General features: G+C 51.0%; 18 protein-coding genes. 7 read left to right on the forward strand and 11 right to left on the reverse strand.

Going from position 1 to position 19437, the window contains the following annotated elements:
- Positions 1–91: 91 nt before the first annotated feature.
- From ABWW03_RS08375 to ABWW03_RS08385, 3 genes are all read left to right on the forward strand, one after another.
- Positions 92–1900: an acyl-CoA dehydrogenase gene (locus tag ABWW03_RS08375; protein ID WP_353407635.1), complete on the forward strand. Its 1809-nt coding sequence runs from the start codon at positions 92–94 to the stop codon at positions 1898–1900.
- Between the two features lie 85 nt (positions 1901–1985).
- Positions 1986–4112: a 3-hydroxyacyl-CoA dehydrogenase NAD-binding domain-containing protein gene (locus ABWW03_RS08380; protein ID WP_353407636.1), complete on the forward strand. Its 2127-nt coding sequence runs from the start codon at positions 1986–1988 to the stop codon at positions 4110–4112.
- Positions 4113–4237: 125 nt separating this feature from the next.
- Positions 4238–5425, forward strand: coding sequence for an acetyl-CoA C-acyltransferase (locus tag ABWW03_RS08385; protein WP_353407637.1), 1188 nt, complete (start codon positions 4238–4240; stop codon positions 5423–5425).
- Here ABWW03_RS08385 and ABWW03_RS08390 read toward each other — a convergent pair.
- Positions 5408–5593: a hypothetical protein gene (locus tag ABWW03_RS08390; protein WP_353407638.1), complete on the reverse strand. Its 186-nt coding sequence runs from the start codon at positions 5591–5593 to the stop codon at positions 5408–5410. The two genes, ABWW03_RS08385 and ABWW03_RS08390, sit on opposite strands and share 18 nt — an antisense overlap.
- Between ABWW03_RS08390 and ABWW03_RS08395 the strand changes: the two genes are divergently transcribed.
- From ABWW03_RS08395 to ABWW03_RS08405, 3 genes are read left to right on the forward strand one after another with little or no spacing between them, the layout of a single operon-like run.
- Positions 5592–6362: an SDR family NAD(P)-dependent oxidoreductase gene (locus ABWW03_RS08395; protein ID WP_353407639.1), complete on the forward strand. Its 771-nt coding sequence runs from the start codon at positions 5592–5594 to the stop codon at positions 6360–6362. The genes ABWW03_RS08390 and ABWW03_RS08395 overlap by 2 nt on opposite strands.
- Before the next feature lie 50 nt (positions 6363–6412).
- Positions 6413–8305, forward strand: coding sequence for an acyl-CoA synthetase (locus ABWW03_RS08400; RefSeq protein WP_353407641.1), 1893 nt, complete (start codon positions 6413–6415; stop codon positions 8303–8305).
- Between the two features lie 15 nt (positions 8306–8320).
- Positions 8321–8734, forward strand: coding sequence for an ACT domain-containing protein (locus tag ABWW03_RS08405; RefSeq protein WP_353407643.1), 414 nt, complete (start codon positions 8321–8323; stop codon positions 8732–8734).
- Between the two features lie 15 nt (positions 8735–8749).
- Here ABWW03_RS08405 and ABWW03_RS08410 read toward each other — a convergent pair whose 3' ends face one another.
- Together ABWW03_RS08410 and ABWW03_RS08415 are read right to left on the reverse strand one after the other, a co-directional pair.
- Positions 8750–9253 (reverse strand): MOSC domain-containing protein, encoded by a 504-nt coding sequence (locus ABWW03_RS08410; protein WP_353407644.1) that lies wholly within the window; start codon positions 9251–9253, stop codon positions 8750–8752.
- Between the two features lies 1 nt (position 9254).
- A complete protein-coding gene (locus tag ABWW03_RS08415; protein WP_353407645.1) occupies positions 9255–9806 on the reverse strand; it encodes a hypothetical protein in 552 nt (183 codons plus the stop codon).
- Between the two features lie 133 nt (positions 9807–9939).
- On the opposite strand from ABWW03_RS08415, the gene ABWW03_RS08420 reads away from it, so the two are divergent.
- Positions 9940–10485: a hypothetical protein gene (locus tag ABWW03_RS08420; RefSeq protein WP_353407646.1), complete on the forward strand. Its 546-nt coding sequence runs from the start codon at positions 9940–9942 to the stop codon at positions 10483–10485.
- Positions 10486–10547: 62 nt separating this feature from the next.
- Here the strand turns inward: ABWW03_RS08420 and secF are convergent, their stop codons facing one another.
- The 8 genes from secF to ABWW03_RS08460 form a co-directional block, all read right to left on the reverse strand.
- Positions 10548–11477 carry a protein translocase subunit SecF gene (gene secF, locus ABWW03_RS08425; protein WP_353407647.1) on the reverse strand — a complete coding sequence of 310 codons (930 nt, stop codon included), beginning with the start codon at positions 11475–11477 and terminating at the stop codon, positions 10548–10550.
- A gap of 9 nt (positions 11478–11486) precedes the next feature.
- Positions 11487–13361, reverse strand: coding sequence for a protein translocase subunit SecD (gene secD, locus ABWW03_RS08430; protein ID WP_353407648.1), 1875 nt, complete (start codon positions 13359–13361; stop codon positions 11487–11489).
- 400 nt (positions 13362–13761) lie between these two features.
- Positions 13762–14877: a tRNA guanosine(34) transglycosylase Tgt gene (gene tgt / locus ABWW03_RS08435; protein ID WP_435372751.1), complete on the reverse strand. Its 1116-nt coding sequence runs from the start codon at positions 14875–14877 to the stop codon at positions 13762–13764.
- A gap of 61 nt (positions 14878–14938) precedes the next feature.
- A complete protein-coding gene (queA, locus tag ABWW03_RS08440) occupies positions 14939–16006 on the reverse strand; it encodes a tRNA preQ1(34) S-adenosylmethionine ribosyltransferase-isomerase QueA (protein ID WP_353407650.1) in 1068 nt (355 codons plus the stop codon).
- Between the two features lie 75 nt (positions 16007–16081).
- Entirely contained in the window at positions 16082–16585 is a 504-nt protein-coding gene (locus tag ABWW03_RS08445; protein ID WP_353407651.1) for a hypothetical protein, read from the reverse strand.
- A 39-nt stretch (positions 16586–16624) separates the two neighbouring features.
- Positions 16625–17485: an FAD:protein FMN transferase gene (locus ABWW03_RS08450; protein ID WP_353407652.1), complete on the reverse strand. Its 861-nt coding sequence runs from the start codon at positions 17483–17485 to the stop codon at positions 16625–16627.
- Between the two features lie 31 nt (positions 17486–17516).
- Positions 17517–18056 carry an FMN-binding protein gene (locus ABWW03_RS08455; RefSeq protein WP_353407653.1) on the reverse strand — a complete coding sequence of 180 codons (540 nt, stop codon included), beginning with the start codon at positions 18054–18056 and terminating at the stop codon, positions 17517–17519.
- A gap of 132 nt (positions 18057–18188) precedes the next feature.
- A complete protein-coding gene (locus tag ABWW03_RS08460) occupies positions 18189–19157 on the reverse strand; it encodes a DUF6662 family protein (RefSeq protein ID WP_353407654.1) in 969 nt (322 codons plus the stop codon).
- Between the last annotated feature and the right edge of the window lie 280 nt (positions 19158–19437).

A 19437-nucleotide genomic window follows, 5' to 3' on the forward strand; every position in this document is an offset into this window, starting at 1 on the left:
GCTAAATCAAGCCTATCGCTTGATTGACTCAGGCTTTTGAGGATAATAGGGGAATACCCCTATTATCCTGTAATTCATCGAGAAGATCACCATGTCACAAACCCCCTTGCTTAATGACCGCGATATTGAGTTCCTGCTGTACGAGTTCTTGAACAGTGAAGCCCTGCTGAAGCGCCCCCGCTATCAAGAACATTCTCGCGAGGTGTTTGATGCCACGATGGCGACCGCCAAAACCATCGCTGAAAAGTACTTTGCCAACCACAATGCCAAAGGCGATGCCAATGAACCGACCTTCGATGGGGAAAAGGTTCATTTGATTCCGGAGACTCAGGATGCCTGGAATGCCTTCGCTGAAGCTGGCTTTCTGGCCGCTCACTACGACTTTGAAGAGGGTGGCATGCAAATGCCGGAAATTATTCTGCGCGCAGCCATGTCCTATGTATCCGCCGCGAATATTGCCTCAACCGGTTACCCGTTTCTGACGCTGGGTTCTGCCAATCTGATTCGCAGCTTCGGCGATGAGGCTCAAAAGGCGAAATACCTGCCCCCGATGATGGACGGGCGCTTCTCCGGCACTATGGCCCTCACCGAACCCGGTCAGGGCTCAGCATTGGCGGACATTAAAACCACCGCCAAACCCCAAGAAGATGGCAGCTATCGTATCTTCGGTCAGAAGATGTTTATTTCGGCCGGCGACCACTCTCTAACCGACAACATCGTTCATATGGTGTTGGCCAAAATTGAAGGTGCACCCGCGGGAACCAAGGGTATTTCTCTCTTTATCTGTCCCAAGTTTCTTGTGAACGATGACGGCAGTGTAGGTGAGCGTAATGATGTTGCTCTGGCCGGCTTGCTGCATAAGATGGGCTACCGCAATACTACCTCAACAGTGTTGAGCTTTGGCGAGAAAGACGGCGCCATCGCTTATCTGGTTGGCGAGCCCCATAATGGTCTGTCGTATATGTTCCAGATGATGAACGAAGCCCGTATTGGCGTGGGCTTGGGTGCCGCCGTGCTCGGCTATCAAGGCTACAACTACTCACTGGATTACGCCCGCAATCGCCCGCAAGGTCGCTTGCCGTCCCAGAAAGATCCAACATCCAAGCAGGTCAACATTGTTGAACACGCCGATGTGCGTCGCATGCTGCTGGCCCAAAAAGCTTATGTTGAAGGCTCCATGGCCCTGTGTTTCTACGCCAGCCACCTGTTTGAAGACTCTCACACAGCGGCCACCGAAGAAGAACGCCAACAGGCCTTCACTCTACTGGATTTGATTACCCCAATGGTGAAGTCCTTCCCGTCCAAATACGGTTTGCGTGCGAACGAACACGCCATCCAAATTCTCGGGGGGTCGGGCTACATTCGTGAATACCCCGTCGAACAGTACTACCGCGACAACCGACTCAATCCAATCCATGAAGGCGCCGAGGGCATCCACGGGCTGGATCTGCTGGGCCGGAAAGTCCCACTGGGTGGCATGGCCGGTTACCAGGCTCTGAAAAATGAAATTCAGGCCACCTCAGAAAGCGCCCGAACGCACAAGGAAACGGCGGCTTGGGCTGACGCGCTGGATGCGGCCGTCGCGAGTTTGGATCAAACCACCATGAGCTTACTCGGCACTTTGGGCAAAGGCGAAATTGATCTCGGTATGGCGAATGCCACGGTGTATCTGGATATGTTTGGTCGCGTGCTGGTCAGCTGGATCTGGCTGAAACAGGCTGTTGTGGCCGTCAACGCCCTGGCGGGCGATTTACATCAAGATGAAGAAAACTTCTATCGAGGCAAACTGCAAGCGGCTCAGTATTTTATCCAATGGGAACTGCCCGAAATCGATGCTCAAGCGACACTGCTGCAAAGCCTTGATGACACCTGTTTGGCCATGCAGGATGCCTGGTTCTAATTGTGCCACAACGTTAGAAAAAGGCAGCGTTGTTGTGCGCTGCCTTTTACGTATGACCCAAAATTAAAAAGACAAAGGAAGCACCATGAGCTCTCCAGCACTGTATAGCCAGCACGATAACATCGCCCTCATCACATTGAATGCACCACCCGTCAATGGTTTGGGCCAAGCCCTGCGCAGCGCGATCAAAGCGGCCTTTGAGATCGCAAAGAGTAACGCCGAGATCGATGCCATTGTCATCGCCTCCTCAGGAAAATTATTTTGTGGCGGCGCTGATATTGCCGAATTTGCGGCGGGCGGATTTCACACCGAACCCATGCTGCCAGGTTTATTAACTGAATTGGAAAACAGCCCCAAGCCCATCATTGCCGCCGTGAACGGCATGGCGCTCGGCGGAGGTTTTGAATTGGCCCTGGCCTGCGACTACCGAATGGCTCTGCCCAGTGCAAAATGCGGGTTACCAGAAGTTAACATCGGCATTTTGCCTGGCGCGGGCGGCACCCAGCGCTTGCCGCGTTTGATCGGTGCGGAAATGGCGACACAAATGGTGACCAGTGGAACCGCAGTTGCGGCTCAGAAGTTACTGGAAGCCGGAGCAATTGACCGCATTTTTGACGGTGAACCAAGTGCTTTCGTGGATGCCGCGATCGACTATGCACGAGAACTGATCGCCCAGAACGCCCCCTGTAAAACCTGTGCCGACCTCAGCGTTGAACATCCAGGTGAAGCCTTCTTCACGGAATTCAGAAAATCCATCGCTCGAAAAACTCGTGGCTTTTTTGCGCCAGAAAAGAATATTCAGTGCATTGAAGCCGCATGTGAATTGCCGCTCGCCGAGGGCCTGGAAAAAGAAACCGAACTGTTTCAAGAATGCATGCAAACCCCGCATGCCAGAGCTCAACAGCATATCTTTTTTGCTGAGCGCGCCGCCACAAAAATTCCCGGCGTCGACCCCAAAACACCGCTGCGCCCGATCAAAACCGTAGGCATTATTGGCGCAGGGACAATGGGCGGCGGCATCGCTATGAACTTTGCCAATGTGGGCATTCCTGTAACTTTGCTTGAAGTGAAAGCCGATGCACTGGAACGCGGTCTTGCGGTGATTCGCAATAACTACGAGATCAGCGCCAAAAAAGGACGTTTAACTGACGCCCAAGTCGAAGAGCGCATGGGCCTGATTCAGGGTAGCCTGGATTACGCGGATCTCGCTGAGGTCGATATCGTGATCGAAGCGGTGTTCGAAAATATGGACATTAAAAAACAGGTTTTCGCCCAGTTAGACAAAACCTGTAAAGCGGGTGCGATTCTGGCGACCAATACTTCAACATTGGATGTGGATGAGATCGCTGCTGCTACTTCTCGCCCGAATGACGTCATCGGCCTGCACTTTTTCAGTCCGGCAAATGTTATGCGTTTGCTGGAAATTGTTCGAGGCGCCCAAACCGCCAACGATGTACTGATGACGACAATTAAAATGGCCCAGCGCATTCGCAAAATGCCGGTAGTCGCTGGGGTTTGCTGGGGCTTTATTGGCAACCGAGGACTGGAACCCTATGGCCGCGAAGCCTCACGCCTGGTTCTCGAAGGCGCCAGCCCGGAACAGATTGACCGCGTTCTTTACGATTGGGGTTTGGCTATGGGCTTGCCTTCAATGATCGATCTCGCGGGAATCGACGTGGGCTACCTGACCCGTCAGGGGAATCGCGATATGTTTTACGGCCGTGACCCGAGTTACACCGCCGTGTGCGACAAGCTTTATGATCAGGGCCATTACGGCCAGAAAACCGGCACGGGGTTCTATATCTATGAAGGTCGCGATAAACGCCGTAATCCTGAGGTAAGCCAACTTGCTCAAGCACTTGCCGCAGAACATGGCGTAGAGCAACGCGACATCAGCGATCAAGAAATCCTTGAGCGTTGCCTGTTTCCATTGATCAACGAAGGTGCCCAAATTCTGGATGAGGGCATCGCTTATCGAGCCAGTGATATCGATGTGATCTACTGCAACGGCTACGGCTTCCCCGTTTATCGCGGTGGTCCGATGCAGTATGCTGATGAAATTGGTCTGGATACCGTTGTACAAGCTCTTGAAACATACCAGAATGAACTTGGTGGCTATGGCCAAACTTGGTTCCAGGTTTCACCATTGCTGAAACGCCTGGCTTCAGAGGGCAAAAGCTTTAAGCAATACGATGCCGAACAAGCGTCGTAATTCACCGTAAATTCGGCCCTGGTGGCACTGTGTGCAACTCGGGCAAACGCTAGACTGGCGCCAAGCCTGAAAAACCAGTCTACACAACAAAATAAGCATTAGAATTTTTAACGAGGATCAACACCATGACTAAAGAAGCGGTAATTGTATCAACAGCCCGTACGCCGATTGGCAAAGCCTTTCGTGGCGCCCTGAATAACATCAAATCACCAACGCTGACTGGCCATGCCATTAAGCACGCGGTTGAGCGCGCCGGCATTGAAGGTGCTGAAATTGAAGACGTCATTATTGGTTCCGTACTGAATGCCGGTACCGCCTCAAACAACATTGCGCGTACCGCTTCTATCGCTGCGGGCGTTCCAGTGACCGCTGGCGCACAAGTGATCGACCGTCAGTGTTCTTCCGGTTTAATGGCGATCGCAACCGCCGCTAAGCAAATCATGGTAGACGGTTACAGCTGCATCGTTGCGGGTGGTCAGGACAACATTTCTGCCGTTCAAATGCCTTACCACAAGTGGGCGGCTGAAACCTTTGATGAAAACGTTATCAAGATGCAAGAACACGCGTATATGCCGATGCTGCAAACGGCCGAGTTTGTTGCGAAGAAATACGGTGTAAGCCGCGACGCCCAGGATCAGTATTCATTGGAGTCGCAGCAACGCACCGCGGCTGCTCAAGAAGCGGGCCTGTTCGATAATGAGATCGTTCCGATCACTGCAACCAAAGCCATCATGAATAAAGAAACCAAGGAAGTTTCTTACGAAGAAGTGACTCTGAGTAAAGACGAAGGCAACCGCCCTTCCACTACCTTGGAAAATCTGCAAAGCCTGAACCCTGTTATTGAAGGTGGTTGTATCACCGCCGGTAACGCCAGTCAGTTGTCTGACGGCGCTTCCGCCTGTGTGGTCATGGACGGCAAACTGGCCGAGCAGCGCAACATCGAACCTCTGGGTATCTACCGCGGTATGATGACCGTAGGCAATGAACCAGAAGAAATGGGCATTGGTCCAATCTACGCTATTCCCAAGCTGTTGAAACAACACGGCCTGACCGTAGACGATATTGACCTGTGGGAACTGAACGAAGCCTTTGCCGTTCAGTGTCTGTACTGTCGTGATCACTTGGGCATTGATCCGGCCAAATACAATGTGAATGGCGGTTCTATTTCCATCGGTCACCCTTATGGCATGACCGGTGCACGTACGACTGGCCACATCCTTCTCGAAGGTAAGCGTCGTGGTGCCAAGTGGGCGGTGGTGTCTATGTGCGTTGGCGGCGGCATGGGTGCTGCCGGTTTATTCGAGATCGTTTAAGCGTTTCACTTGGGCAGCCCCTATGGGCTGCCCCTGTTCCCCCAACCATTCTGATTGCTTTTCACGCAAGCGAACAACACCAAAACTTTTCACTCCCTCGTAACTTTTGTTAATGCCCGCCTGCGTGTGATTACCGATAATTCGATACAGTTTTCTGGAGACTACCATGAGCCTTGATCAATTTTCTCTTGCCGGGCGTACGGCCTTGATTACCGGTGCTTCCTCGGGCATTGGCCGCTGTCTGGCGACCGGGCTGGCGAAAGCCGGCGCGAACATTATCGTCGCAGCCCGCCGTGAAGAACGCTTACAGCAATTGGTAGACGACATCAGCAATGTGGGCGGCCAGGCCATAGCTGTGGCGATGGACGTAACCGATAAAGCCAGCATTGAACGCGCCTACAATTTGGGTGAAGAACGCTTTGGCACCGTTGATATTATTGTCAACAATGCCGGCGTGGCCGATGCCAAGAACTTTTTAAAAATCGAAGATGAGTCCCTGGATTTTATTATGGACACCAATTTTAAAGGTGTCTGGTATGTTGCCCAGGAAGGTGCACGACGCATGGTCGCCGCCAAGAAACCCGGCAGCATCATTAATATTGCCTCGGTCTTGGGGATCACGGCCAAATACGGGCAGAGTGCTTACTGTGCCTCCAAAGGTGCCGTGGTTCAGCTCAGTCGTTCAATGGCTCTCGATTTGATGAGCAACGATATCCGCGTTAATGCCATTGCCCCTGGCTGGTTTAAAACGGAAATCAATGCCAGTTATTTCGACAGCCCAGCCGGACAAGACTACGTCACGCGTATGCCCGCACGACGCTTGGGTAAGCTGGAAGAATTAGTCGGTCCGGTGATACTCTTGGCCAGCGATGCGGGTTCATTTATTACCGGTACCGTATTACCCGTCGATGGAGCCATCCATTGCGCAGGCATTTAAGTCTGGGAATAACGCAGTCACAATAACAATATCGGGAAGCAAACAGCACGATGACAATATCTACCCAAGAAGATCTACAAGCCCTCGAATCGGTCCCATTTGAAGAACGTATTGAGCACAGCAGTACCTATGATTTGCTGCGCGATAAAGCTACCCAATACGCGGATCGCATCGCATTGAGTTTTTTGCTGCAAGGCAGTGCCGATGAAGAGCCCATTCGTTACAGCTACAAAGATCTGTTTGGCAAGATCACTCAGACGGCCAACGCGCTCAATCAACTCGGGGTAGAATCAGACGATACCGTTTCCATGCTGCTACCAAACCTGCCACACACCCATTTCACTATCTGGGGCAGTGAAGCAGCAGGCATTTTCAACCCTATCAACCCCCTGTTGGAAGTGGAACATATCGCGGCGATTCTCAATGAAGCCAAAACCAAAGTATTGGTCACTCTGGCACCGTTCCCAGGAACGGAACTGTGGGATAAGGCGCTGGCCGTTAAAGCACAAGTTCCCAGTTTGACGCATATTCTCGCGGTGGACATGGCCCGCTTTTTGACTCCCGAACTGGCCGGCGCGATGACAGCGGAACGTCAGGATTATCTTGGGGAAGATGTTCTGGACTTCGACGACACCATTGCTCAACACAATGCTGACACACTCGACAGTGGCCGTAATATCTGCCGTAGTGACATCGCTTCATACTTTCACACAGGCGGCACAACCGGCACGCCCAAGCTGGCGCCTCACACCCACTTCAATGAGTTAACCACCGTTTGGCAAATGAGCGCCGGCCTGGACATTGGCCCGGGCGCTGTGTCTCTGACCGGACTGCCCCTGTTTCATGTTAACGCGGTGTTTGTTACCGGACTCGCGACCTGGAGTCAGGGGGCTGAAGCCGTCCTGGCCAGCCCGCAGGGATACCGTAATCCAACCGTGATAAAAGATTTCTGGCGAATTGTCGAGCGCTATAAAGTCAGCTACTTCAGCTGTGTGCCTACAATCCTCAGTGCATTGATTGACATACCGATGGACGACGCAGATGTTTCCAGTTTGGATTTCTGCCTCTGCGGTGCCGCCCCGCTTGCCACGGAACTGATTCGAAACTTTGAAAGCAAAACCGGCTTGTCGATTCTCGAAGGTTACGGTCAAACAGAGGGCACATGCGCCTCCACGGCCAACCCTCGCCATGGTGAACGCAAGGTGGGGGCCGTAGGCTTGCGCCTGCCTTATATGGAAATGCGTATCGTCGAAGTAGACGAAAACGGACACTGGCTTCGCGATTGTGAAACCAATGAATCCGGTTGTATCGCCATTAAAGGCCCTAATGTGTTTAACGGTTACAAACAAGCCGCGCAAAACGAAGGCCAATGGGTTGAAAAGGATTGGTTCAACACTGGCGATCTTGGACGCCTGGATGAACAAGGTTATCTGTGGTTAACCGGCCGAAGTAAAGACCTGATCATTCGCGGCGGCCACAATATTGACCCACAGATGATTGAAGAAGTATTTTACACACATCCCGATGTAGCTGAGGCCGTGGCAATCGGAAAACCCGATAAACGTGTCGGCGAAGTTCCCGTGGTGTATTTACAATTAAAACCGGAACAAGAGGCAGATCAAAACACGTTTCTGGATTTCGCCATGAGCAAAATTGCGGAACGTGCTGCAGTGCCTAAAGAAATCCACTTCGTGGATGAAATGCCCGTTACCGCAGTAGGCAAGATATTCAAGCCCGATCTGCGCAATGATATCGTTAAAAAAGTTGTAGACCATCATCTCGCCGAACATCTCAGTGCACTCGACGCCCGTTTTACGGTAGAAACATCCAAAAAACACGGACAGCTGGTGCGTTTTCACTGCAGCAATGTTGAAAGGCTGAGTGAACTGGTACGCGAGCACATTGGCGAATATACTTTTGCCACGACAGTCGAACAAGCCTAACAAAGGAAGACCACCATGACAGGTGAAGCCCAACTCTCAGTATTGTTGTCCAGTATGGAACCCAAGCTGCAAACGGGACGCTGGGTTTTCACCACCATTGCAACAGAAAAACTGCCATCGGTTTTAGACAAGATTCCCGCAAAAGAATTACAGTCACTCTATCAGGAAGCTGAGGGCTGTAGTTTGATTCTAAGCGAAGCACAAGCCGAATATTTAGACCTGGATGCCAGCGACGCTTTCGCGGCCATCAGCCTGAGCATCCACTCCAGCCTGGAAGCCGTTGGACTTACCGCCGCAATCAGCACCGCATTGGCCAAGGAAGGGATCAGCGCCAACGTTGTGGCCGCGTATTTTCACGACCATATCTATGTGCCTATCGATAAAGCAGAAGCTGCGATGGCCTGCTTGGCGGGTTTGGGGCAAGGCTAGCAGCATCCTCTCTTATCAGTTGGGCGCCAACACCGGCACAACTTGATCGCCGACTGCGATTTCACCGCTCTCAAGAATTTTTGCACACAGACCACCATAGCCCAGCATATTTGCTGGGCCTGAAGGCCCTAAAGGTTCGACCATTCGAGAACAAGGATGACATTGAGCAGTAGCTTCAAAAAGGGCCCCACCAATTCTAAAACGTTGATGCCGTAAGGCATTTAGGTTGATACCACTGATCAACAGGTTTCGACGAAGCAACTCCGGGGCTAACTCATCCAGCTGGCAGAGACTTTTGATACTGGCGATATGCTCTTCACTGATCAAGGTCACCTGACGCGCTGATCCCGGGGTCTTGGTGCTGCGATGGTCGCCATCCAAGCCAAGCTCAGCCAGCGCCATAACGTGATTAACGCTGATCATCGCTTCTTTTCGTGCGGGTCGCAGGCCAATCCAGCGCAGTTCCCCCGGAGAGACCGTCGATAGATAGCGGCCCAACAGACGCCCTTGAGTCTTCATCTCAGTGTTTGAATACTGGTGTTAATTGGCTGGCCGTATACACGCGGCTTTCTGGCTTGGTCCACTCGCCGTTTTTAAGATAAGAGGTCGACACCAGAATTTTTCCATCCTTTATTTCACTGGTGGATTTCACTTGAGTGATGCCGCTGGACAAACCCTCACCAGCACTTGCAACCTGCTCGATCACCGAGAATTTATTCTTACCCTCAAGCGTAATCGTTGCTTCGGTATAAAAGTCAGCCGTGGTGAAATAAAACGATTTATAACTGCTGCTCTTTTTATCCCAAAAGATAAAACTCTCGCCACCGTAATCCCCTTCGTTAACCGAATGGACAATTTTCAAAGCCTTACCATTTAGAACAACCTGCCAATCTGACACATCCAACACCGGAGGTTTGTCCTTACCCATCGTCATCGAGGCTTGCCAAGTGCCAATAAATCCGCGAAAAGGCTCGAGTTTTTCGTCTAATCCAGCTTCGGCACTGGATTGCATAACAATCCCCAGAGAACAAAGCAGCAATAGAAAAGGTTTAGTCAGCAGTCGAGTTATCATGGTGCTGTCTCCTGTAGTTATCCCGAAGGATATGTGAGGTTTCTGTAATGAGGCTTTGTCAGAGCCTGAGCTTATTGATAAGGTAGACTTTCAACAGTGCCAAGCACTCTATGAAACCACAAGGACGTAATAAGTGAAAGCGTTAGCGACTCTGTTGAGTTTGTTGTATCTACCAAGCGCCCAGGCCTTGGACCCTCTTTTGGAAGCGGCTGAAGATGATTTGATTGCCAGCACTGAATCCCTGTTTAAGACGCACAAAGGCTCCTTAATCAAGCTGAGTCATTATATGCTTGAACACGACAAGCTGGATAAGGTCTTTCTGGACCCTCAAGGAAATATCACATTTCAGTATGAATACGGTTCCGAAAAAGCAGGCACCCGACCAGAGGAAGCCCAGATTAAAAAGCTCCGTCACTGGCTGAATCAACCAGGGCTCATTGGAGTCGAAAAGCAGGATACCCAACTCAGAATTCCAATCGAAACATCCACCGTCAGTGGCAACACACTGTTTTCCAGTCTTATTTACCAAGCCAAGTCGCAAAACTTACACTGGGGTTGCCAGCTTACAAATGGTAGCAAGAACTTTCGCAGCTGCCTTCGTCATCTGGAAGGTAATTGGCACCTCTATTACAGCTGGTCTTATATTCCCAAACGTACCGTGTTAAAAGTGACAGAGTAAACGCTAAATACAAAAAAAGCCCCGAAGGGCTTTTTTTGTATGGTAATAAACCAGTGAAAGACCTAAGGCATTTCATCCAGTTCAGCACCTTCCTTTTCAACCTGCATCAGGTCTTCTTTGGATATGTTCATCAGCAGCAGTACATTCGCCGCGACATAGATAGATGAATAGGTACCGATCGCTACACCCACCAGTAAGGCGATGGAGAAACCGTGAATCAGCTCACCACCAAAGTAGAACAGAGCCAGCAATACCAACAAGGTTGTTAATGAGGTTACCAAGGTACGGCCCAAGGTTTGCGTCAGTGAGATATCGATCACCTCAACGGAATCAGCTTTGCGGATCTTGCGGAAGTTTTCGCGGATACGGTCTGACACGACGATGGTATCGTTCAGCGAGTAACCGATTACCGCCAGCACGGCGGCCAATACCGTCAGATCAAAATCAATCTTCAATACTGAGAACACACCCAAAACGATAATCACATCGTGGGCCAACGCTGCTACGGCGCCGACGGAAAATTTAAACTGGAAGCGCATCGCGACGTAGATCATGACCACCGCCAGAGCAAACAGCATACCGATGCCGCCATCATCACGCAGTTCTTCACCGACCTGCGGCCCTACGTATTCCACACGACGCAGCTCTACCTCAGAACCATCCGCGCGCAAAGTGCCAATGACCTTGTCGCCGAGTTCGGCATCGGAATCTTCCTGCATGCGAATCAACACATCCGTTTCTGCGCCGAAATGCACAACGATGGGGTCTGGAAAACCTGCGCCTTCTAACTGCTTGCGAATGGCATTCACGTCAGCGGGCTGAGTGTAGCCCACTTCAATTTGAGAACCGCCGGTAAAATCCAGGCCGAACTTCAATCCATTGGTCGCCAGGCTCGCAATCGAACCGATCAGCAATAGGACGGAAAAGATCGCTGCCAACTTGCGTTGGGACATAAAGCGAAACACTTTTAATTCTTTCTTAGCTTTACTCATGACCTGCTCCTAGATCCACAGCTTCTGGATTTTACGGCCACCAATGGCCAGGTTAACCAGGGCGCGAGTGCCCATAATGGCGGTAAACATCGACGTCAGAATACCGATGGATAAGGTCACCGCGAAACCCTGAACTGGACCGGAACCAATTGCATACAAAATCACCGCCACAATTAAGGTGGTAATGTTCGCATCCAGAATGGTGGTAAAGGCGCGATCATAGCCGGCGTTAATCGCCGTTTGCGGTGGCAAGCCGTTGGCTAATTCCTCTTTGATTCGCGAGAAGACCAATACGTTGGCATCGACCGCCATACCAACCGTCAACACAATACCAGCGATACCGGGCAAGGTCAGCGTGGCACCCAGAATCGACATGGCAGCAACTAACAGAACCAAGTTCAAAGTCAAAGCAATGTTCGCGAAAATACCGAAGGCACGGTAGTAGACCAACATAAAGATGATCACTAAGGCCAAACCGATTTGAACAGAAGTCACACCCAACTCAATATTTTCCGCACCCAACGATGGGCCAATGGTGCGTTCTTCCGCGAAGTACATAGGCGCAGCCAAAGCACCAGAACGCAACAGCAATGCGAGTTCTGATGCCTCTGCCGGACTATCCAGGCCGGTGATGCGGAACTGTACGCCCAATCCGGATTGAATGGTTGCCAGGCTGATGATTTTCTTTTCTACAAATGGAGTATGAATCGCTTTTCGTTCACCGCTCTCATCGGTTTCAAAATGCGTCTTGGTTTTATGCTCAATGAACAGAACACCCAGACGACGACCAACATTATTGCGGGTGTTACGGTGCATCTTCTGACCGCCTTTGCTGTCCAGGTTAATGTTCACCTGAGGCTGGCTGGTCTGGGTATCAAAGCTGGCTTGTGCACCCGATACATGGTCACCGGTAATAACAACTTTCTTCTCCAGGAAAGCGTTACCCCAAATTTGCTGATCGCGTTCACTGCGATAGCCGAAGGATTCCTTGGTGGCAACCGAAGCTTCCGGGCGGGCTTCCAAACGGAACTCCAGATTTGCCGTTTTACCAATAATACGTTTGGCTTCAGCTGTATCCTGTACACCCGGCAGTTCAACCACGATACGGGAACGGCCCTGGCGCTGAACGATAGGCTCAGACACACCCAGTTCGTTCACACGATTACGCAGAGTCGTTAAGTTCTGTGTAACGGCGTAGTCTTCGATTTCCTTGATGCCGGCTTCGGTCATCTGGATACGCAGCACCCAAGTGCCATCACCATCTTGATCAACAAAACGTTGCATATTCTGGAAGCTGTTGCGCACTTGAGCAGTCGCATCATTACGCGCTTCTTCAGTTCTGAAGCGCGCCACAATAATATTGTCACGGCCGAGCTTCACAGACTGATAACGAATTTTCTCTTTGCGCAACTGGCTTTTGATTTCAGCCACATTGGTTTCCATGCGCTTGGCGATGGCTTTAGGTGTATCCACTTCCAACAGGAAGTGCACACCGCCCGCCAGGTCCAGCCCCTTTTTCATGGGCTCAGCACCCCAGGCTCGTAACCACTCCGGGGTGGTCGGCGCCTGACTCAGGGCAACAACATAGTCGTAACCGAGGCTTTCTGTCAGTACCTGCTTGGCCGCCAGCTGGTCATCCGCGCTACGCAGACGAATCAGGGCATTTTTGCCATTGGCCTGCTCACCGAAATAATCAATGCCGTTTTTTTTCAGGGCTTTATTGGCCTGATTCAGCAACTGATCATTGATGTCCATTGCTGCCGATTGACCCGAGATTTGAATAGCCGGGTCGGGCGCATATAGGTTTGGGGCCGCGTAGATCAAGCCCAGGGTGGTGACCCCAAGAATTATTAGGTACTTCCAGAACGGATAGCGGTTCAACATAGTGTTTTCCGTGTACGACTGTGATGCCAATCCATTGATTGGCAAATATGGGCGAATGCCCGTTGCAAAAGGCCCGAATTATATCGCTTTGGCTTAGACCAAGCTATTGTGATTAAGGCTTGTGACAAGAAGTGGGGGCTCCCACACAAAATACAAGCGCGGTGATGCCTAAAGGGTAGAATTTAGGGTTCAGGCGGATACAAAAACAGGAAGAAACCGAGATTGCCGAGGCAGCGAGCATGGCGATGGCCCCACACCAAGAAGCCCACAGCGCCCGCAAGAATTCCAAGCCCATCATACATGTCCATATGCCGCACGCTGTGGGCAATCTCATTATCGGTGTTTCTCGGAAAAGGCCCATAACCAGAACTGGTTATATCACAATTCCTTCTAGGTTATATCAGACTAAAAGAGGTACTTCTTTACCCTGGCGCTGATAAAAATGGCTGACATACTCTTCCAGTCGCTGCTCAGCGATGGCCTCACGTAACTCAGCCATAATGCGTTGATAATGGCGGAGGTTATGAATGGTGTTCAGCTCAGCCCCCAAAATCTCACCGCATTTGTCCAAATGATGCAGGTAAGCACGGCTGAAATTCTCACAAGTGTAGCAATCACACTCGGCGTCCAAGGCACTGGTGTCATGACGATGGCGAGCATTTCGGATCTTCACTACGCCGTCGGTGGTGAATAAATGGCCATTTCGAGCATTTCGGGTCGGCATAACGCAATCGAACATATCAACACCGCGCCGCACGGCTTCAACAATGTCTTCGGGCTTCCCCACCCCCATCAGGTAACGAGGCTTATCCGCGGGCATTGTGTGAGCCAAGTGATCCAGAACGCGTACCATGTCCTCTTTTGGCTCACCAACCGACAAGCCACCAATGGCATAACCATCAAAATCGATATCTTCCAAGCCAGCAAGGGATTCCGAACGCAACCCTTCATACATCCCCCCCTGCACAATGCCGAACAATGCCGAAGGATTATCGCCATGGGCATCTTTACTGCGCTTGGCCCAACGAAGGGACAACTCCATGGAGTCACGGGCTTCCTGCTCTGTCGCTGGGTAGGGTGTGCATTCATCGAAGATCATCACAATGTCAGAACCCAGATCACGCTGCACCTGCATAGCGATTTCCGGGTTCAATTCGACTTTGGACCCATCGATCGGTGATTTGAACACCACGCCTTCTTCGGTGATCTTGCGCATATCGCCCAGGCTGAAAACCTGAAAACCACCTGAGTCCGTCAGAATCGGGCCTTGCCACTGAATGAAATCATGCAGATCACCGTGGGCTTTCACCACTTCGGTCCCAGGACGGAGCATCAAGTGAAACGTGTTCCCCAAAATGATCTGAGCACCAATCGCCTCGATATCGCGCGGCAACATGCCTTTCACGGTACCGTAGGTACCCACAGGCATAAATGCCGGGGTTTCCACCACACCTCTGGGAAACTTCAGGCGGCCACGGCGCGCTTTACCGTCGCAATTATCCAATTCAAAGCTCATCATACATTCGCGACTCACAGTGCACCTTTCCTAACTTGTTTGGTTTGATCAATCATGAAAATTATCGGCCGGGGACTTCCGCCACCGCAGCGGGGTTATGGCGGATAAACATGGCATCACCATAACTGAAGAAACGATACTGCTCTTTAACAGCCTCAGCATAGGCCGCCATTGTGTGGCCATAGCCCGCAAATGCAGAGACCAGCATCATCAACGTGGATTCGGGCAAATGGAAATTGGTCACCAAGGCATCCACGACCTTGTATTGGAAACCAGGAAAAATAAAGATATCGGTCTCACCTTGCAGCGGTTCAATCAGCTCAGTGCTGCTTGCCTGAGCCGCCGTCTCCAGACAACGAACCGAGGTCGTACCGACGGCAACCACTCGCCCACCTCGCGCTTTGGTACGCAGTACTTGCTCGCAGACATCCGAACTCACTTCCATCACTTCGCTGTGCATTTGATGTTCGTGAACATTGTCCACCTTAACCGGCTGGAATGTACCCGCGCCAACATGCAGGGTTACGAACGCCAGCTCTACCCCCTTGGCTTTCAGTGCATCCAACAAGTCATCGTCAAAATGCAAGCCCGCCGTCGGGGCCGCTACAGCACCGGCTTTTTCTTCGTCGCTATAAACGGTTTGATACCGCTCACGATCACTGTCAGCATCATCCCGGTCAATATAAGGTGGCAGCGGCATATGGCCGATGGCTTCCAACACGGGTAATACTTCCAGCTCCCCGAAATCCAGCTCAAATAATGCCCCTTGACGGCCAACCACCGTCACTTCACTGCCATCCTGCAACACAATAATGCCGCCGGCTTTAGGGCTTTTATTGGCACGGGTGTGGGCCAAGACTTGGTGCGGGGACAGAATACGCTCAATCAGGATCTCAACTTTCCCGCCGGTTGCCTTCTGGCCGAAAACGCGTGCGGGAATAACTCGAGTGTTATTAAACACCATCAGATCACCCGGATTTAGCTGCTCCAGCACATCTGGAAACTGGCGATGCTCAATGTTCCCGCTGGGACCATCCAAGCACAGCAATCGACTGCCACGGCGTTCGGCGGCCGGTTGCTTGGCAATAAGCTGTTCGGGTAAATCGTAGTAGAAATCTTGGCGACGCATGGGGTACCGCTGCAATGTCAAAAAAGCAGCGCAGATTATAACAAAAGCGCGCACTTGGCTACGAATAGCGGCCGATTAGGCCGCCTGGGCTTGCTCTTCTCGGCGGGCGGCTCGCCTGGCTTCCAGCTGAGCTTGCATCTGAGCACGCTCGCGCCGTCCGGTAATGATATGAATACTTAGAATCAGCGGAAAGCTCAAGCCCACCAGTGCGTGCGCATTGGCAAACAGTCCTCGAATTTCATCACTGGACAGGTAGTACAAAAGGTAGGCACTGATGATCTGGAACAGCAATACCGCCACCAGGGTAAGGCCAAATCCGCGCAAACGCTTGAGGCGCCAGGTTGCAGACACATGGTTCATCAACACAGCACCATAAGCCATCATCACCACAAATGCCGCCGCACCATGCACCATCAGAGCGGGAAACTGCCAAGGGTGTTTCTCCGGTCCGAATTCGCCTTCCACCGTAACAAATCGGCTCAGGATAAAGAAAGCGACTCCAGTCACCCAACTGACGGCCAACGCCGAATACATCAAGCGCCGGTACATCTGAGGAATTCTTACATCAATATAAGCCATCAACCACTACCTGTGCGCCGCAGCGCCTTTGCAAATCTGTTACAACTCGAGCAAACCATTCTGGCTGTCCAGCAAAAAGGCCCGCCCATTAAACTGGCGAACCACACTGGAATCCCCCGGGTTCAAAAACGCCAATTTCGTTAACGCGTCAGCCAACATACAGTGTTCAGCAAACACTGACACACTGTAGCCCCGCACCAGAGCTTCACCACTGCCTGGGTGAATCATGACGCTGTCTTGCTCAGAAAAATAGCAGGCACTGGTGGCCAATGCCGGTGCCAACATGGGCATGTCATAGTGCCTATTGAGTTCATCGGGGTAACGGACCCCGACACATTCTTCCTGCCAGTTGCTCAAGTACAAATCACCGCCGGCATTCACATTCACATTGATGTCGACATGCATTTTATTGGCGGCAATTCGGGCAATGGCTTGATCAACCGCATAACCCTTGGCAATACCACCTAAATCAATCAATACCGGCGCACGAAATGACAGACCTTCGTCGCTCAACGTGACATCCTGCCAATTGCCCGCCCCGGATAAAATCGCATCCCTATGAACATGGGGCAAAGAACCCTGCTGAACCAGGCGCGGTGCAACGGTAACATCGAACAAGCCATCACTGGCCGCACTCAAATTCAGAGCCAGCTCCATGACACGTCGTAAATCTTCTGAAATCGCAATCGGTTCTGCTGAGCCGGACTGAGCCCAACGATTAACATCCGACAATTCGCTGTCGGGGTTATGAAAACCCAATGTGTCGTGCACTCGAGTAATGGCCTCAAACGCATCAATACTCAAGTCCAACAATTGTTCATCATCGAGATCAGCTTCTATGGATACATCAACATACGTACCCAACAAAGGCTTACACCGATTGATTCGGTTTCTTCTCATGTTATCACTCGGCTACCACATCAGCCGTGCATTATAGGTGACGCAGAACCTGTTCCCAAGTATGACTCAGGCGGTTAATACCATCGGTAATATGGCGGCAAGAGAGAGTGGCACCTGAAATATTTTTAATTTGCTTATCCAGCTTTAGGTGCTCTTTATAATCGAGGCCATTAAATTGGGCCTTCCATTTCGGGTTCGCAACTTCGTAACCATAGGTTTCACGGTACGTCAGAATTTCAAAGCCCATCACTTTGCCTTCCGCATCGTAGGCAAAAGCCAGGTCAATGTTTTCATGTTTACCGATCACTTGATCAACAATAAACCAACCACCACTTTCGGTTTTCCACACTTGCAATTTGTCGTTGCGAACGCGGACTTTGGATGCCTTTTTAATCGCCTTAATCTGATCTTTACTCAACGTCACAGGCACTTGCTCCATGGGCTCACTGCCCCACAATAGCTTACGCGCCTGATCGATGGTCAGATAAGTTTTGGCATGGACTTGAACCGCAGGCAAATACGCACCCGCCGCCAGCAAAGACACCATTTTAGTAAATGAACGTCTATCCATATGGACCTCTTTCGAACGTTAGTTTGGCGCAGTCTTGAAAAATCCTGCGCCAAAACAGCAATGGGGTTACACAACCCCAAAAGGTAGCTCACTCGAGAGAGTGAACTCAATTAAGCAACTCAGGAAGCTCGCTTAAAATTCGTAACCGTAAATAAAGCCAATGTGCACGCGCTCGTGCTCATCCCAGTTACGGTTGTTGTTGCTGAAGGAGTGCCAGGAACCACCTCCCGCAACTTGCCATAGAGCACCTGCCGTTACCCACCAACGTTTCTGAGCATAGTGGATGGTTGGGCCCAAGTAGTTACCATTTTGGTGCTGAGTACCTACGCGGAAGTCACTGAGATCAAAACTGGAACGCTTCAATGTAGGATCAAATTCACCCTCTTCTTCCGGGTTCAGATAATCTGACTGATGACGGAATTCCAAGCCGACAAACCAATTGGGAGCCACACGGTAGGAAACACCTGCGGACACATCGATTGCGATTTCTTCTTCCAAAACGCCGGGCGATTTACGGCGTTCAAATTCAGCTTTGGTGTTCAGTGCAAACACCAAGGTGTCATCCAGGAAATCTTTCTGCAGATACGTCGTGAACGTAAACGAGTCCTGATCAATATCAGCACCATCCAGACGATACTTATCGCGACGTTCATAACCCACACCCAATGACAGGCCGAAGTCATCTTTGTATGGGCTCAAGATGTTGTATTTCAATCCGATTTCATAACCGCCGAACTGAGTGTCGTTAAAACCCGGGCCCGGATCTTCAACGCCTTCTTCGTCTTCAGTACAGGTGCCACCCTGGGTTTCAATCATGGGCCCCATGCAATCGGTTACACGATAGTCGTGATCAAAGATCATGGCTTCTACGCTGATGCTCAGCTTATCGGTGATGCCGTATTCAACTTCCGGGCGAATATCATGAAAATCATAATTGCCCGAGTTTTTACCTTTACGCCAGATATCGCTGACCTTGAATTCGTAACTGCCCTGCGGACGGGTATCAGTACCCTTGGTGTAGATCCACAGGTTTTCACCTGCCATGGCACTTGGGGCCACGATGGCAGCCGCTATGGCACCGGCCAAAATATTGGTCTTCATATATGTTCTCCAATCCTTATTTATTGAATTCTTGCGCCAGCCCTAAGCCTCTTATATGGGCCTTTTTCATTAATTTTTGTGTGGCTTTAGCATAAATCGGCGCAATATTACAGATAATGAGAATCTGTATCAATAGCATTTGCCATTAAGTTATAAATAACATGTACTTTTAGCCGCAAAGCGGTATAGTGCGCCGCAAAGCGGTTCCGAGCCGAGGCGAAATGCGCCCGGCCCTGTAGCCCAAGGCCGGTGAAAGCCATTACTATGGGGAATGAACCGG

The sequence above is a fragment of the Pseudoteredinibacter isoporae genome, from assembly GCF_040372805.1.
In the GTDB taxonomy this organism is placed as follows: domain Bacteria; phylum Pseudomonadota; class Gammaproteobacteria; order Pseudomonadales; family Cellvibrionaceae; genus Pseudoteredinibacter; species Pseudoteredinibacter isoporae_A.